Below are 13,598 nucleotides of genomic sequence, written 5' to 3'. Positions count from 1 at the left end.
TCGGATTTTGCGTCATCCCCCTGTTTCTCTTGACGCCGCTCGCATTCAGCGTCACAAGTCAGGGTAGAAGCCTGCTTACGGATAACTCAACGTCGAGTATAGACACGGATTAAGAAAAGACTAAACAAACGCCTAAATCCAAAAATACTAAGCATGAGATTTTAAGAATCAAATCGAATATGGCGCGCCAACTGTCCGTCACAGACCGGCGACTGTGGACCCTCGCCTGGCCACTGATGCTGACGAACCTCACTGTCCCCCTTCTGGGACTGGTGGACACGGCGGTTCTTGGCCACCTGGAAAGCCCCGAATACCTGGGTGCCGTAGCCGTCGGCGCCAACCTGTTCAGCATCCTGTACTGGACCTTCGGGTTCATGCGCATGGGCACTACCGGTCTGGCGGCCCAGGCCTGGGGCAAACGCGACAGCTTCGGGCAGGTCGCCCTGCTGCTGCGTTCGGTGATGCTGGCGGTGGGTATCGGACTGCTGCTTATCCTGTTTCATCAACCCCTGATCAGACTTGGACTGGCGTTGATGGACCCCAGCCCGGATGTCACCGGTCTTGCCGCAGAATACGCGGCCATCCGGATCTGGAGCGCACCGGCGGTGCTGTGCCAGTACACTCTGGTGGGCTGGCTGATTGGCACCCAGTTTCCGCGCGGGCCAATGATCATGCTGATTGTTGCCAACGGGCTGAACATTGTCCTGGATGTTCTGTTTGTTACCGGACTGGGCTGGAACAGCAAGGGCGTCGCCATTGCCACGGTGATCGCGGAGTACGGCGCTGCCGGCATTGGCTTCGCCATCGTGCTTTCCCGCATGCCCGAGAGCCAGAGGCTGACTCGCGCCCTGTTTGGTGAACTGGCCGACTACCTGAAAATCCTCAGGGTGAACCGGTATATCATGGTTCGCACCATAGCCCTGCTGCTGGTGCTGGCATTCTTCACCGCACAGGGAGCACGGCAGGGCGATACCATCCTGGCAGCGAATGCCGTACTGATTACTTTTCTGCTGCTTATTTCCAACGCCCTGGACGGCTTTGCCAATGCGGCGGAAGCCCTGATCGGCGAAGCAGTTGGCAAGGACAGCCGACGGCAGTTCAAGGTGGTTTTCCGTAGCGCAATGCGCTGGTCGCTCTGGGGCGCGCTGTTACTGACCGTCATTTTTGTATTTGGTGGTCGATCCCTAATTGCCCTTCTGACCGGTATCGAAGAAGTCCGCTCCACAGCCTGGCAGTACCTGCCCTGGCTCTGGCTGCTGCCATTTGCCTCCGTCTGGGGATATCTGCTGGACGGTGTCTTTATTGGAGCCACCCGAACCCGCGAGATGCAGAACACCATGCTGCTCTCAGCCCTGGGCGTATTCCTGCCGGTATGGTGGCTCACCACCGGCTGGGGTAATCACGGCCTGTGGTTCTCGCTCATCTGTCTCATGCTGGCGCGCGCCATCAGCATGGGCTGGCTATGCTGGATTCACACCCGCCACGGGCGCTGGTTCCAGGCGCGTTGACACCTGTTCAATCTGTAACATTCCGCCTCCTGAATTTAACGCTGGCGGACCGGCAAGCCGTAAAATGTCGACTACACTAATCAGAAACAGCAGGACTGTAGCGGTATACGAGCTCCTGCCAGGTTACTCGCTGCGAATAATGGGAGGCGCCTTGCGACCTCAATTCGTTCAGACATCGGCATCTCCTGAAATGACACCACAGGTAGTCCTCGAGATTATTGATCAGGCGCGGCGAAAAGAAGCCCGTTCCGGCACCTTTCTCCGGCAGCTCCGGGAGAAAGCGGCGGCTCTGCCTTCCGCGGTGACTATTGAGGGTTATCAGCCGGCTACCTGTCTGTTCCAGTTTGCAGTTGAGTACATCGAGATGGCACCGCGCCTGATTGAGTGTGTCGAGGCGTGTGCCCGGGAGGCAGACAAAGCAGACCTGTTTGAGCCTTTTCTGGGCGCCGCTATTCGCTATTTTACCCAACCCTCGGCACTGCTCGTAAGATACGACGGGCTCGACGGATTGCTGATCAGGGCCTATCTATGCCATCGACTGATGGAAGAGATGTACGAAAATAATCGCTCAACAAGGGCCAGTGAACTGGTAGACCTCGAGGCCACCCGTGCTAACCTGCTGGTTCACCAGTTGATCGGCGAACCTTTTGCCAACGAACTGGATGATTCCATTACAGTGACTGTGCTGCAGATTGCCGGCACGCCGGATTTTTACGAGTTGAATCTGGACCCGTTTGTTGAACAGGTTAATAACGTGGCGTGGAACTGGATGCGGCAATATTGGGAAAACCTGCTCGTAAGGAACCACATTCGGTTTTCTCTGGGTTCCGGCTTGGCCTGAAGGTTCTGAGGTTTGATGAGAAAACCGATAGCTCTATTTCTGGCGTCCCTGCTCACTTCGGCCCCGGCGATGTCATCGGAACTTACCGTTACAGTGACCTTCAATGGCGGCAACGAGCCGGTAGAAGGTGCGGTGGTTTATCTGGACGAACCGGATAACACCACTCCAGTGACCGCCGAAATCTACCAGAAAGATCGCAAGTTTCATCCCCATGCACTGGTTATTCCGATCGGATCCCGTGTGGAATTCCCCAATCGGGACAACACGCAGCACCACGTCTATTCCTTCTCTCCGGCCAAGACCTTCAATATCGAACTCTATGCCGGTAAACCCGAAGCCCCGGTTGTATTCGACAAGCCGGGTATCGTGGAGCTCGGATGCAACATCCACGACAACATGCAGGCTTTCATCGTGGTTACCGAAACCAGCGTGATCGGACGAACGGATGCAGCTGGCCGGATTACTCTGACGCTTGAGCAGAAGCCACCAGCTGAAAGCCGTCTGGGCCTCAATATCTGGCACCCGCGCCTGTCCGACAACACCCGACCGGTCAAGCGGAAACTGGATGCGGGCAATACAGGCACTATCAATATTGAACTGGTGCCCGAACCGGCCATGGAAGACGCTATGGATCTCCTGCAACAGCGTTTCCGGGAACTTTGATGGCACGCCTGGGGTTCCGGGGCCGCCTTATTGCTGCCATGGTCGCGCTGGTCGCACTGGTCAGCCTGGTCATTGGTGCCCTTTTGATGGTGTACCTGTTCGAGGACGAAAAAAGCCGGGCGCTGGAAAAAATCACTATTGGTGAACGTCTTACCCGGGAAGTCATGGAACGCCGTACCAATCTGATCCTTTCCCGGCTGGACGTGGTCGTGAAAGATTTCGGTTTCAGGTCGGCAGTCGCTAGCGGCGATCCCGCCACCATCGACAGTGCCCTGGAAAACCACAGCCGCCGGGCAGGGGCAGACTTCGCGCTGCTGGTAAACAACTCCGGCGACCTGCTGGCATCCACTCTCACCCGAAAGCTCCCCGAAATTTCCGAATCTTCATTCAAAAACGCAAGGTCCATGGGCTTCGACCGAACACTCTCCTACATGGACGGACAAGGCTATGAGGTCTTGTTGATTCCAGTGGAAGGCCCGGGGTTGAGGGCCTGGCTGGCATCCGGATTCGCCCTGGACCAGGAACTGGCAAATATCATAGCCCGACTCTCCGGGACCGACGTAACATTCCGGGCGCGCCCCGGCTCTGGCGACAGCTACCAGCTATTTGCGGCCTCCGAGGGGCTGGACATTAACCTGGAACAGGCGCTGGCCGAGTCGTCCGGAGACAGGGACTTTCTTGAAAACGCCCATTATTTTACCCGGATCATCAATCTAGGTGGGCAGGACAGCCCTGACATCCAGGCGACCCTGCTGATCAGCCGTGAGGCCAGCCTGCGTAACTATTACAGGCGCGCGGGTGAAATTGCCCTGCTGGTTAGTGCAATTCTGGTCCTTGCCACCTTGCTCGCATTGATCATTGCACGCAATCTCGGCCGACCCGTTCTGCAACTGGCCGATTACGCCAGAGCCGTCGGAGAAGGCGAAACACCGCCGCCACCGGCAATCAGCACCGGCGGTGAGCTCAGGCAACTCAGAGATGCCCTGGGAGACATGCTGGTTCGTCTTCGAGAGAGGGAGGCGCAGATACGCTACGCGGCTACTCACGATGACGTCACGGGGCTGGGCAACGGCAACGCCCTGATGCAATCGGCACGGAAACTTTTTGCCGGGAAAGACCGCTGTACCCTGGTCGGCCTGCGTTTGAACGATCTGTCCAATATTAACGATACGCTGGGCCTGGAGTTCGGAGACAAGGTGCTGACCGGTATATCGCAACGCTTACAGAAAGAACTCCCCGATGCACGGATCATTGCCCGCACTGGCGGTGCCGAGTTCCTGGCCCTGGTTCCAGCTCACAGCACACATGCGCTGGACCATTTGACCCGGCAGCTTCATGGCATCATTGAATCGCCGCTGCACATCAACAATACGCCGTTTTCGCTGCGGATAACCATGGTCACCATGGCGCTGCCTGAAGACGCCGCAAATACCAATGAATTGCGCCGCCGGCTTAACCTGACCTTCGAAAAGGCACAACAGCATTCCAAACCAATAACGCTTTATGAGCCCGGGCAGGACGAAAGCCACCTGCGGGAGTTACAGCTGATTTCTGATCTGCATACAGCCATTGCAGGTAACCGCCTGCACATGAATTACCAGCCCAAACTGCACACCGGATCGGGCCAACTGGTTCAGGTGGAAGCCCTGGTTCGCTGGATCCATCCGGAGCTTGGCTTTATTTCTCCCGAGGAGTTCATTTTCCTCGCCGAGCAGTCCGGACAGATACACGAACTTACCGCCCATATTCTCAAGCGAGTCGCAGAAGATGCACGACAGTGGTCAACCCTGGGCCTTGATGTTGGCGTGGCGATCAACCTCTCCGCCATGGACCTGGCCTGGCCGGCCCTGACCGATCACATCACCGCCGCCTTTTCCAATTGGCACCACGGCCTTGACCGCATCACCCTGGAAGTGACTGAAAGTGCCTTGATGGACGATCCGAAAGAGGCGCTGAACACGCTGGCAAAGTTGAGGAAGCTTGGTGTCACCCTCTCGGTGGATGATTTTGGTACCGGCTATTCCTCGTTATCCCAGCTGCGCAAATTGCCGGTGCATGAACTCAAAATCGACAAGTCCTTCGTTCTGAAACTGGAGTCCGAACCCCAGGACCAGCTAATCGTCAAATCAACCATCGACATGGCCCACGGCCTGGGACTGAAAGTCGTGGCCGAAGGGATCGAGAATCTGAAAGCCTGGGAACTGCTGCAACAATGGGGCTGTGATCTTGGCCAGGGGTTCTACCTGAGCCGACCCGTGGCACCTGCCGATCTCCCCGAAACCGCAAATTCTCTGGCGGCGCGTCGTCACGAGCTGACCGAGAACACTGCGGAGTATTCACAGTGAAGCACCGGGCTCTTACCACCGCTCTGCTGGCCCTGACTTCCTCTTGTGCCATCGCCGACATTGGCAGCCGGATCTGGGCCACCGGAGGTGTCACCACCATCGAAGGCAGCGCCGGTGGTGGTCTGGTGCCCTGGGCCTTGCTGGGCAGCTACGCCAGTGATGAAGAGTGGGGCGGGACTCTGGCACTGAGCCGGGTAGAAGTGGACGACTACAGTCTGTCAGTCACCGGTGCCGGATTAAACTGGAACAATCGTGTGGAACTGACTGTCGCCCGGCAATCCCTGGATCTGGACGCCCTGGTGTTCACTCTGAGCGACGGGTTCGGACTGGAACAGGACGAGCTCAATCAGGATATCCTGGGCGCCAAGGTCCGGCTCACCGGTGACGTTCTTTACAGCCCCTGGGGGCAGTGGGCTGCCGGACTTCAGTATAAACGGCAACGGGATTTCATCGTGCCCAGGGCCATTGGCGCCCGCAGCGACAGCGGGACCGATTTTTACCTGAGCGGCAGCAAACTGTTCTTTGCCGCGGCTTTCGGGCGCAATGTATTGGTGAACGCCACTGCCCGGGCGACCAGAGCCAATCAAGGCGGCCTGCTGGGTTTTGGCGGGGATCGGAATAACGGCTATGAAATCATGGCAGAGGGCAGTATCGGCCTGTTCGTGAACCGGCAATGGCTGGTAGGTACCGAATACCGGCAGAAACCGGACAACCTGGGATTTGCGAAAGAAGATGACTGGTGGGACCTGTTCGTGAGCTGGGTACCGGATCGCCGTCTTGCGGTCACAGCGGCATTGGTGAACCTGGGAGACGTCGCCACGCTGGGGGATCAACAGGGGTTGTATCTGTCACTGCAGGGGAGTTTCTGAGATGACAAATCCCATCATGAAACCCGCCGTTCTGGCTCTTCTTCTGATCAGTAGCCTGGCCCTCGCAGGTTGCCAGTCAATGCGCGCCGAATCCGGACCAACCCTTTATCAGCAACTGGGTGAACGTGCAGGTATCGCCGGGTTTGTCGAGGACCTGCTCTTTCTGATCGTCGACGATGATCGCATCAATCAGCAGTTCAGGGGCGTGAACGTTGCCCAGTTTCATCGTAACTTGACCGATCAGTTGTGTGAGTTAAGCGGTGGTCCGTGCACCTACAGTGGCCGCGAAATGCGCGAACTTCATGCCGACATGGCGATCACGGACACCCAGTTTAATGCGCTGGCGGAAAACCTGATTCTGGCCATGGAGAAAAACGACATCCCCACTGGCGCCCAGAATCGACTTCTTAAACGGGTTGTCCCGTTGTACCCGGACATTCGCAACCTTTGAGGTCGAGTCATAACGGGGTATGCTGTCGCGGCTTTTTTACCACTGACTCCGGGAGACCATCAACTTGCTCGAGAATGCCGATCTGGGAAAACTGATAATCCGTCTGACACTGGGCGGACTGCTACTGTTTCACGGTATCGCCAAGCTGCTTCATGGCGTCGGATTCATTGAAGGCGAGCTGGCCAGCCATGGTCTGCCAACCTTTCTGGCCATCGGTGTTTTTATCGGCGAACTGGTTGCGCCACTGATGGTCGTTCTTGGCTACCAGACCCGGATTGGCGCTCTGTTGATTGTCTTCAACATGCTGGTGGCCATCGTTCTGGTCCACAGTCATCAGTTGCTTTCGCTGGGAGGCAACGGCGGCTGGGCATTGGAACTGCAAGGCTTTTTCCTGTTTACGGCATTGGCAGTGATTTTTCTGGGCCCGGGCCGTTACAAGCTGAAAAACTAGAAGGCATCAGGAGTTCCTTTCGGAAATTGTCTGGGCCTCCTGGTAGGGCATAACCCGGTTTCGACCTGCAGCCTTGGCTCCGTAGAGCGCCTCGTCCGCCCGACGGACGAGCTCTTCGGGCCTGCCATCGGGCTCGGGCTTCATGGTCGCCACACCGGCACTGATGCTCAGACTGACCGGCGTTTCCTGCGCCCCGGGATACATCGATGAAGTCTCAACTGTATTTCGCAGCCGCTCTGCGACCCGGGCCGCACCCTCTTCCGTTGTAGCCGGCAACAGAACGACGAATTCCTCACCCCCATAACGCGCCAGCAGATCCCCGGAACGCTTGATTTCATTGGCACAGATCGCCGCCACCGTAATCAGGCAATCATCGCCCACGAGGTGCCCGAACCTGTCATTTACCGACTTGAAGTGATCGATATCCAGGAGCACGAGACTCAGGGAGTATCCATGTCGTACAGCCCGCTTCCATTCAGTGTGCAACTTGTCATCAAACTGGCGTCGATTGGCCACCTGAGTCAGGCCATCAGTGAGACTGATCGACTTGAGGCGCTTATTGGCCCGCTGCAGCTCCTCTGTCCGCTCGCGAACCCGCTCTTCAAGCGTCAGATTGGCCCGGCGCTGAATTTCAAGGGCCTGCTCCTGGGCTTTTAATCTGCGACGGCGCTCAAGATTAATGCGATATGCCAGGGCAAAAGAGAGGAGGATGACCTCGATGGCAACACCAATCTGCGGACCTGTTTCCGTAAGGAAGTTGCGAGGCATATACCCGAGTTTACTGACCGCCAGAATCAGGTGCCCCAACAACAAGGGCGTCCAGGCCAGAACATAGAAGCCCGCCAGTTTCTGTCCACGACACCAGACATAGATGCCCACCAGCCAGGCAACCGGAGTCGCAACGGCGGCCAGAATGGTGACGACGACAATCCCGGTCTGATATGTGCCGACGAAGCCGTACAGGACACTCAGGCCGGAACAGAACAGCAGCACCTGAAAGAGCCGGTAACCACCCGGGCTATAACGCCGGACGGCCAGAAACTGAATGCTGAACATGGTAGCGGCCATCAGCGCCAGGCCAATGATCGGTGCCGTGAAGTAGCGGTTGATAACCGGCAGGTCGGGCCACAACCATTGGAACAACAGCCCGTGGAAGTTCAGCTGCACAAGCCCCGCCGCAACAACTGTCAGCACGTACCACAAGTAGGTGAGTTCGCGGACGGTAAAAAACAGAAACAGATTGAAAAGTGCCAGTGCCACTATGATGCCCAGGAACATCGTCTGCCAGCCGTAGGACAGTTGTTCTCCCGCCAGAAAATCGGCGGAGGGAATGACCTTTAACGGAATCTGAACCGCACCCTGGGTCTTCACCCTGATAAAGGCAGAAACCGTGTCGGTATTGGAGGGAACCAGAAAGACAAAATTGCGATGATAAATCGGGCGACTGCCGAATGGCCGGGTATCACCGGTTTCATACTGTTGGACGACCTCTCCGTCTTTTGTCCAGAAGATATCCACCACATCCAGCAGGGGATAACCAATTTCCAGGACACGGTTTGCGGGTTGGGGAGGTACGGTGACATTGAGCCAGAAGGCACCATCGCTAAATCCGAGGTTGAGGTCCTGATCAGCATCAAAGGCTGTCCAGTCATCGGGGGCCAGCCCCCGGACATCGTCAATGCCCATGCGGTCCGTCGAATCCTCCAACCAGCGAAATTCCGCTTGATCGGCCAGAGCCCGGCCACTAACCAGTGCCGCCACCAGTAAAATCAGGGACAGGACCGCAAGGTGAGCGGTTCGTTTCATAAAAGGTTCCGGTTTTCGGGGCCCAGTGACTTGAACTACACTTCGAATGCCCTGGACAGAGTTCTTGTGCATCCCAGCCCCCTAAGTTTAGACCTTTGGCGCCGTCACGTCCCATGGCACAACGAGTAAATCGGCATACCTCCGGAGAGGCATCACATGACCGAAAAGAAACATGACGTTCACCCCGGCCGTTACCGCCACTATAAGGGCAGGGACTACGAGGTGATTAACCTGGCTCGCCACAGCGAAACCGAGGAGTGGATGGTGGTTTACCGTTGCCTCTATGGCGATCACAGCCTCTGGGTTCGCCCGCTGTCCATGTTCCGCGAAACCGTGGAACTGGCGGGTGAACAGGTACCCCGCTTCTACCGCATTGGCGACAACTGATAGTCACAATCCCGCTTTGACTGTCAGGACTATTTCCTGCACATTAGCGCGCTTTTCGTGAACCTGGCCCTCACAAGGGGCCGGATAAACCAGTTATTCCTACCCGGAGTCTGCCATGAATGCCGTTGTTGCTGCGGTTGCCATCATGCTCGTCCTGAGTTTGTGCCGCATTCACGTTGTTGTTGCCCTGATTATCGGTGCCGTATCCGGCGGCCTGATAGCAGGCATGTCCCTGGAAGCCACCATTGAAGCCTTCAATAATGGCCTGGGCGGCGGCGCGACCGTTGCCTTGTCCTATGCCACGCTGGGTGCTTTTGCCGTCGCCATCGGCAAATCTGGCCTGGCCCACGCGCTGGCCGACAGGGCACTGAATCTGGTCGGCAAGCAGGACGACGGCTCTGCCGTAACCGGCATCCGCTTTCTGATCATCGGTCTGCTCCTGGCCATCGCCATTTCCTCCCAGAACATCCTGCCAATCCACATAGCGTTTATCCCACTGGTCGTGCCGCCGTTGCTGTACGTGATGGCAAAGCTGAACATGGACCGTCGCCTGGTCGCCTGCGTTCTGACCTTTGGCCTGATCACCCCATACATGTTCCTGCCGGTGGGCTTCGGTGGTATTTACCTGAACGAGATCCTCCTGGCCAACGTGGCAGAAAATGGCATCGATGCATCCAACCTGAACGTCATGTCCGCCATGGCCCTCCCGGCATTGGGCATGCTGTGCGGCCTGCTCATTGCCGTGTTTTTCAGCTATCGCGGCGAGCGCAAATACGACATGGAAGCCATCGTCCGCACTGAACGGGTCGACGTAAAATACAGCCCCCGTACCCTGATCATGGCCCTCATCGCTATCGTCACGGCGTTTGTGGTTCAGCTCTGGCTTGGCTCAATGATTCTGGGCGCTCTGGCCGGTTTTGTACTCTTCAACCTGTCCGGCGTTGTGAAATGGAAAGAGGCGGATGACCTGTTCACCGAAGGCATGAAGATGCTGGCGATGATCGGTTTCATCATGATCGCAGCCTCCGGTTTTGCCGAAGTAATGCGGGAAACCGGCGAGATTGCCGCACTGGTCCAGAGCTCCGTTGCCAGCATCGGTGAGAACAAGCCCCTGGCCGCCCTGCTGATGCTGGTCGTCGGCCTGCTGATCACCATGGGGATCGGTTCATCCTTCTCCACCATCCCGATTATCGCGGCGTTGTATGTTCCGCTGGCCCTGCAGATGGGCTTCAGCCCGCTGGCCATTATTGCCCTGGTCGGCACCGCTGGCGCTCTCGGTGACGCCGGTTCCCCGGCTTCCGATTCTACTCTCGGCCCCACTGCCGGCCTGAACGTCGACGGCCAGCACAACCACATCTGGGATACCGTTGTACCGACGTTCCTGCACTACAACCTGCCGTTGCTGGGCTTTGGCTGGTTGGCGGCTATGGTGCTTTAAGTTTCGGAGTTTTACCTCTGGGTCGCAGCCTGCCGGTTGAGGAGGCTGCGAGGGGGCAGGGGGATTTTTTCCCTTGGAAATGGAACTCGCTGCGCTCAGACACCCATTTCTGGCGGTAAAAAATCCCCCAACCCCCTCACGTCAGATCAATACAGATATCGCTTGAAAATTAAAAACACTGAACAGGACTTGTCTGCAGAAAACACCCGCGAAACAGCCTAACCTCCGGGCTACGGCCAATAGACACGCAATGCATGCAAGGATTTTACCGTAAGGTTAAGTCGAGAGGGTGTGGGGGTGTTTTTCTGCCGGGAAAAAGATGTCTGAGCGAAGCGAGTTGTTTTTCCCAGAAGAAAAGCACCCCCGCGACCTCTCTGCCCGCAAACTAGCAGGCTAGGCGAAAAAAACCTCAGTCCTCCTGCCCAGCCTTGAAGAACACCACCTGCTTAACCGTATGATCATCCTCGTTCTTGCGTGTGTTCACCCGCGTCTCCAACTCAGGATTGGACGGCTGCTCGGCATCAGACACCGCATCAGTGAAACCACAGGCCACACACTCACGCACCTGGTCGTCATCGTCGGTGGTATGCATCATGATCTTGTCCATCTCCGCACAGCGGGGGCAGACAGCGCCGGCGATAAAGCGTTTTGGACTCGCCATAACTAAACTCCGGAATTAAGTACCCGGCAGTCACTACGACTGCCGGAACACATTGGCTCAGGCGGCTTCGTCCGTGATGCCGGATTGCTTCAACAGGGCATCCACTTCCGGTTCGCGGCCACGGAAGGCCTTGAACAGTTCCATCGGCTCCTGCGAGCCACCTTTTTCAAGGATGTTCTGCAGGAAGGCCTTGCCGGTCTCGGGGTCGAAGATGCCTTTTTCCTCAAACAGCGAGAAGGCATCCGCCGCCAGCACTTCCGCCCACTTGTAGCTGTAATAGCCCGCGGCATAGCCACCGGAAAAGATGTGCGAGAAGGAGTTCGGGAAGCGGTTGAACTCCGGCGCTTCTATCACCGCAATCTCTTCCCGGACCTTGCGGTGCATATCCAGTGGGTTCGTGGGCGCCTGTTCGCTGAATTCCGCGTGCAGGCGGAAATCGAACAGCGAGAATTCCAGCTGGCGCACCATGCCCATGCCGGACTGGAAATTCTTCGCCGCCAGTAACTTCTGCAGTAGTTCCTCGGGGAGCGGTTCGCCGGTTTCGTGGTGCGAGGCAATCAGCGCCAGTGAATCCGGATTCCAGCACCAGTTTTCCAGGAACTGGCTGGGCAGCTCCACTGCGTCCCAGGCCACGCCATTGATACCGGATACATCCAGCACATCCACCTGGGTCAGCATGTGGTGCAGGCCGTGACCAAATTCGTGGAACAGGGTAGTGACTTCATCGTGGGTCAGCAACGATGGTTTGCCGTTCACCGGCGGCGTGAAGTTACAGGTCAGGAAGGCGACCGGCAACTGCAGCTGGCCGCGCAGATTACGCCAGCGCACCCGGCAATCCGCCATCCAGGCGCCACCACGCTTGCCTTGACGGGCAAACAGATCGAAGTAGAACCAGGCCAGGGGTTCACCATTACGACTGATGCAATAGGCGGTTGCATCCTCATGCCATGTTTCCACCTCCGGTCTGGCTTCGATCTGAACGTCGAACAGCTTTTCAGCCACCTGGAACAGGCCCGGCACCACCTGATCGACCGGGAACCAGGGGCGCAGGGTTTCCGGCGAGATATCATACCGCTGCTGACTCAGCTTTTCGCTGTAGTAGCCCACGTCCCAGGCTTGCAGGTCGTCCACGCCATATTCATCTTTGGCAAACGCCTTGAGGTCGGCGAACTCCTTCTCAGCCATGGGTCTGGACTTGGCCGCCAGCTGATTCAGGAACTCCAGCACCTCCTCGGTGCTGCGCGCCATCTTGGTGGCCAACGACCGCTCGGCGTAATTATTAAAGCCCAGCAGCTGAGCAATAGCATGGCGGCGCTTGAGGATTTCCGCCATCAAGGGCGTATTGTCCCAGGTACCCGCATCCGGACCCTGATCGGAGGCGCGGGTGACAAAGGCTTCATAGACCTCCCGACGCAGTTCACGGTTGTCGCCGTAGGTCAGGACCGGGTAGAAACTGGGAAAGTCGAGGGTAATCACATAGCCATCCAGCTCTTTCTGGCGGGCCGCCTGTTTTGCGCCTTCAATGGCAGTTTCCGGCACTCCCGCCAGCTCGCTGACATCGGTAATGTGCTTGAACCAATGCTGGGTGGCATCCAGCACGTTGTCGCTGAAGCGGTTAGACAGTTCTGACAGTTCCTGGGACAAGTTTGCGTAGCGCTTTTTCTTGTCTTCGGGCAGATCGACGCCGCCCAGGTGGAAATCCCTCAGGGTGTTTTCCACAGACTTGCGCTGGGCCTCGGTCAAGTCCTGGAAATCGTCCCGTGCCGCCAGTTTCTTGTAGGCCTCGCAAAGGGCTGTGTTCTGACGGATTTCCGTGCCGTACTCGGTCAGCTTTTCCAGGCAGCTTTTGTAAACCTTACGCAGGTCATCATTGTTCATGACGCCATTCAGGTGCGAAATCACCGACCAGGCATTGCTCAATTTGTCTTCCAGGGCCTGCATGGGCTGGGCGAGGGTGTCCCAGGTCGGATCTTCATTTTGTGCCAGCGACGCAATCTTCACGCGGTTTTCGCTGAGAATCTGGTCAATAGCCGTTTCCATGTGCTCAGTGCGAACATGGTCAAACTTCGGCAACAGGTCGTCGGTCAGTAACGGGTTATTCATAGATGCCCTTCTCAGCAATTCCAATGTCAGGTAGTTTCAGGTGACTCCAATGCACGGGGAGTATCCGGGGGAGGC

At 57.1% G+C, this 13,598-nt stretch carries 12 protein-coding genes; 9 read left to right on the top strand and 3 right to left on the bottom strand.

All coding sequences use genetic code 11. The features are described 5' to 3' along the window. Window positions 1-179: 179 nt before the first annotated feature. From KFJ24_RS15770 to KFJ24_RS15740, 7 genes are all read left to right on the top strand, one after another. The gene (locus tag KFJ24_RS15770; protein ID WP_250832046.1) at window positions 180-1,508 is read left to right on the top strand and encodes an MATE family efflux transporter; all 1,329 of its coding nucleotides are present in this window, start codon (window positions 180-182) and stop codon (window positions 1,506-1,508) included. Window positions 1,509-1,698: 190 nt separating this feature from the next. After that, window positions 1,699-2,349: a hypothetical protein gene (locus KFJ24_RS15765; RefSeq protein ID WP_250832045.1), complete on the top strand. Its 651-nt coding sequence runs from the start codon at window positions 1,699-1,701 to the stop codon at window positions 2,347-2,349. A 15-nt stretch (window positions 2,350-2,364) separates the two neighbouring features. After that, window positions 2,365-3,012 (top strand): methylamine utilization protein, encoded by a 648-nt coding sequence (locus tag KFJ24_RS15760; RefSeq protein WP_250832044.1) that lies wholly within the window; start codon window positions 2,365-2,367, stop codon window positions 3,010-3,012. Further along, complete coding sequence (locus tag KFJ24_RS15755; RefSeq protein WP_250832043.1) at window positions 3,012-5,357, top strand: putative bifunctional diguanylate cyclase/phosphodiesterase; 2,346 nt, start codon at window positions 3,012-3,014, stop codon at window positions 5,355-5,357. The genes KFJ24_RS15760 and KFJ24_RS15755 overlap by 1 nt, the downstream gene beginning before the upstream one ends. After that, window positions 5,354-6,226 carry a DUF3034 family protein gene (locus KFJ24_RS15750; protein WP_250832042.1) on the top strand — a complete coding sequence of 291 codons (873 nt, stop codon included), beginning with the start codon at window positions 5,354-5,356 and terminating at the stop codon, window positions 6,224-6,226. Before KFJ24_RS15755 ends, KFJ24_RS15750 begins: the two co-directional genes overlap by 4 nt. A gap of 1 nt (window position 6,227) precedes the next feature. Continuing rightward, window positions 6,228-6,677, top strand: a complete 450-nt coding sequence (locus tag KFJ24_RS15745; RefSeq protein ID WP_250832041.1) for a group I truncated hemoglobin — start codon at window positions 6,228-6,230, stop codon at window positions 6,675-6,677. Between the two features lie 64 nt (window positions 6,678-6,741). Then, window positions 6,742-7,128 (top strand): DoxX family protein, encoded by a 387-nt coding sequence (locus KFJ24_RS15740; protein ID WP_250832040.1) that lies wholly within the window; start codon window positions 6,742-6,744, stop codon window positions 7,126-7,128. 6 nt (window positions 7,129-7,134) lie between these two features. Here KFJ24_RS15740 and KFJ24_RS15735 read toward each other — a convergent pair whose 3' ends face one another. Further along, window positions 7,135-8,934, bottom strand: coding sequence for a sensor domain-containing diguanylate cyclase (locus KFJ24_RS15735; RefSeq protein WP_250832039.1), 1,800 nt, complete (start codon window positions 8,932-8,934; stop codon window positions 7,135-7,137). A 156-nt stretch (window positions 8,935-9,090) separates the two neighbouring features. On the opposite strand from KFJ24_RS15735, the gene KFJ24_RS15730 reads away from it, so the two are divergent. Then, complete coding sequence (locus KFJ24_RS15730; RefSeq protein WP_250832038.1) at window positions 9,091-9,321, top strand: DUF1653 domain-containing protein; 231 nt, start codon at window positions 9,091-9,093, stop codon at window positions 9,319-9,321. A gap of 115 nt (window positions 9,322-9,436) precedes the next feature. Next, a complete protein-coding gene (locus KFJ24_RS15725) occupies window positions 9,437-10,759 on the top strand; it encodes a Na+/H+ antiporter family protein (protein ID WP_250832037.1) in 1,323 nt (440 codons plus the stop codon). A 409-nt stretch (window positions 10,760-11,168) separates the two neighbouring features. Here the strand turns inward: KFJ24_RS15725 and KFJ24_RS15720 are convergent, their stop codons facing one another. Both KFJ24_RS15720 and prlC read right to left on the bottom strand, forming a co-directional pair. Continuing rightward, the gene (locus KFJ24_RS15720; RefSeq protein ID WP_250832036.1) at window positions 11,169-11,420 is read right to left on the bottom strand and encodes a YheV family putative zinc ribbon protein; all 252 of its coding nucleotides are present in this window, start codon (window positions 11,418-11,420) and stop codon (window positions 11,169-11,171) included. Between the two features lie 57 nt (window positions 11,421-11,477). After that, window positions 11,478-13,523 (bottom strand): oligopeptidase A, encoded by a 2,046-nt coding sequence (gene prlC / locus KFJ24_RS15715; RefSeq protein ID WP_250832035.1) that lies wholly within the window; start codon window positions 13,521-13,523, stop codon window positions 11,478-11,480. Between the last annotated feature and the right edge of the window lie 75 nt (window positions 13,524-13,598).

This window comes from Marinobacter sediminum (assembly GCF_023657445.1).
Classification (GTDB): Bacteria; Pseudomonadota; Gammaproteobacteria; order Pseudomonadales; family Oleiphilaceae; genus Marinobacter; species Marinobacter sediminum_A.
This window is presented reverse-complemented; position numbering and strand designations above follow the sequence as displayed.

Coding starts and splice junctions, on each gene's coding strand:
- KFJ24_RS15770 (WP_250832046.1), top strand. CDS start 180: ATGGCGCGCCAACTGTCCGTCACAGACCGGCGACTGTGGACCCTCGCC.
- KFJ24_RS15765 (WP_250832045.1), top strand. CDS start 1,699: ATGACACCACAGGTAGTCCTCGAGATTATTGATCAGGCGCGGCGAAAA.
- KFJ24_RS15760 (WP_250832044.1), top strand. CDS start 2,365: ATGAGAAAACCGATAGCTCTATTTCTGGCGTCCCTGCTCACTTCGGCC.
- KFJ24_RS15755 (WP_250832043.1), top strand. CDS start 3,012: ATGGCACGCCTGGGGTTCCGGGGCCGCCTTATTGCTGCCATGGTCGCG.
- KFJ24_RS15745 (WP_250832041.1), top strand. CDS start 6,228: ATGACAAATCCCATCATGAAACCCGCCGTTCTGGCTCTTCTTCTGATC.
- KFJ24_RS15735 (WP_250832039.1), bottom strand. CDS start 8,934: ATGAAACGAACCGCTCACCTTGCGGTCCTGTCCCTGATTTTACTGGTG.
- KFJ24_RS15730 (WP_250832038.1), top strand. CDS start 9,091: ATGACCGAAAAGAAACATGACGTTCACCCCGGCCGTTACCGCCACTAT.
- KFJ24_RS15725 (WP_250832037.1), top strand. CDS start 9,437: ATGAATGCCGTTGTTGCTGCGGTTGCCATCATGCTCGTCCTGAGTTTG.
- KFJ24_RS15720 (WP_250832036.1), bottom strand. CDS start 11,420: ATGGCGAGTCCAAAACGCTTTATCGCCGGCGCTGTCTGCCCCCGCTGT.
- prlC (WP_250832035.1), bottom strand. CDS start 13,523: ATGAATAACCCGTTACTGACCGACGACCTGTTGCCGAAGTTTGACCAT.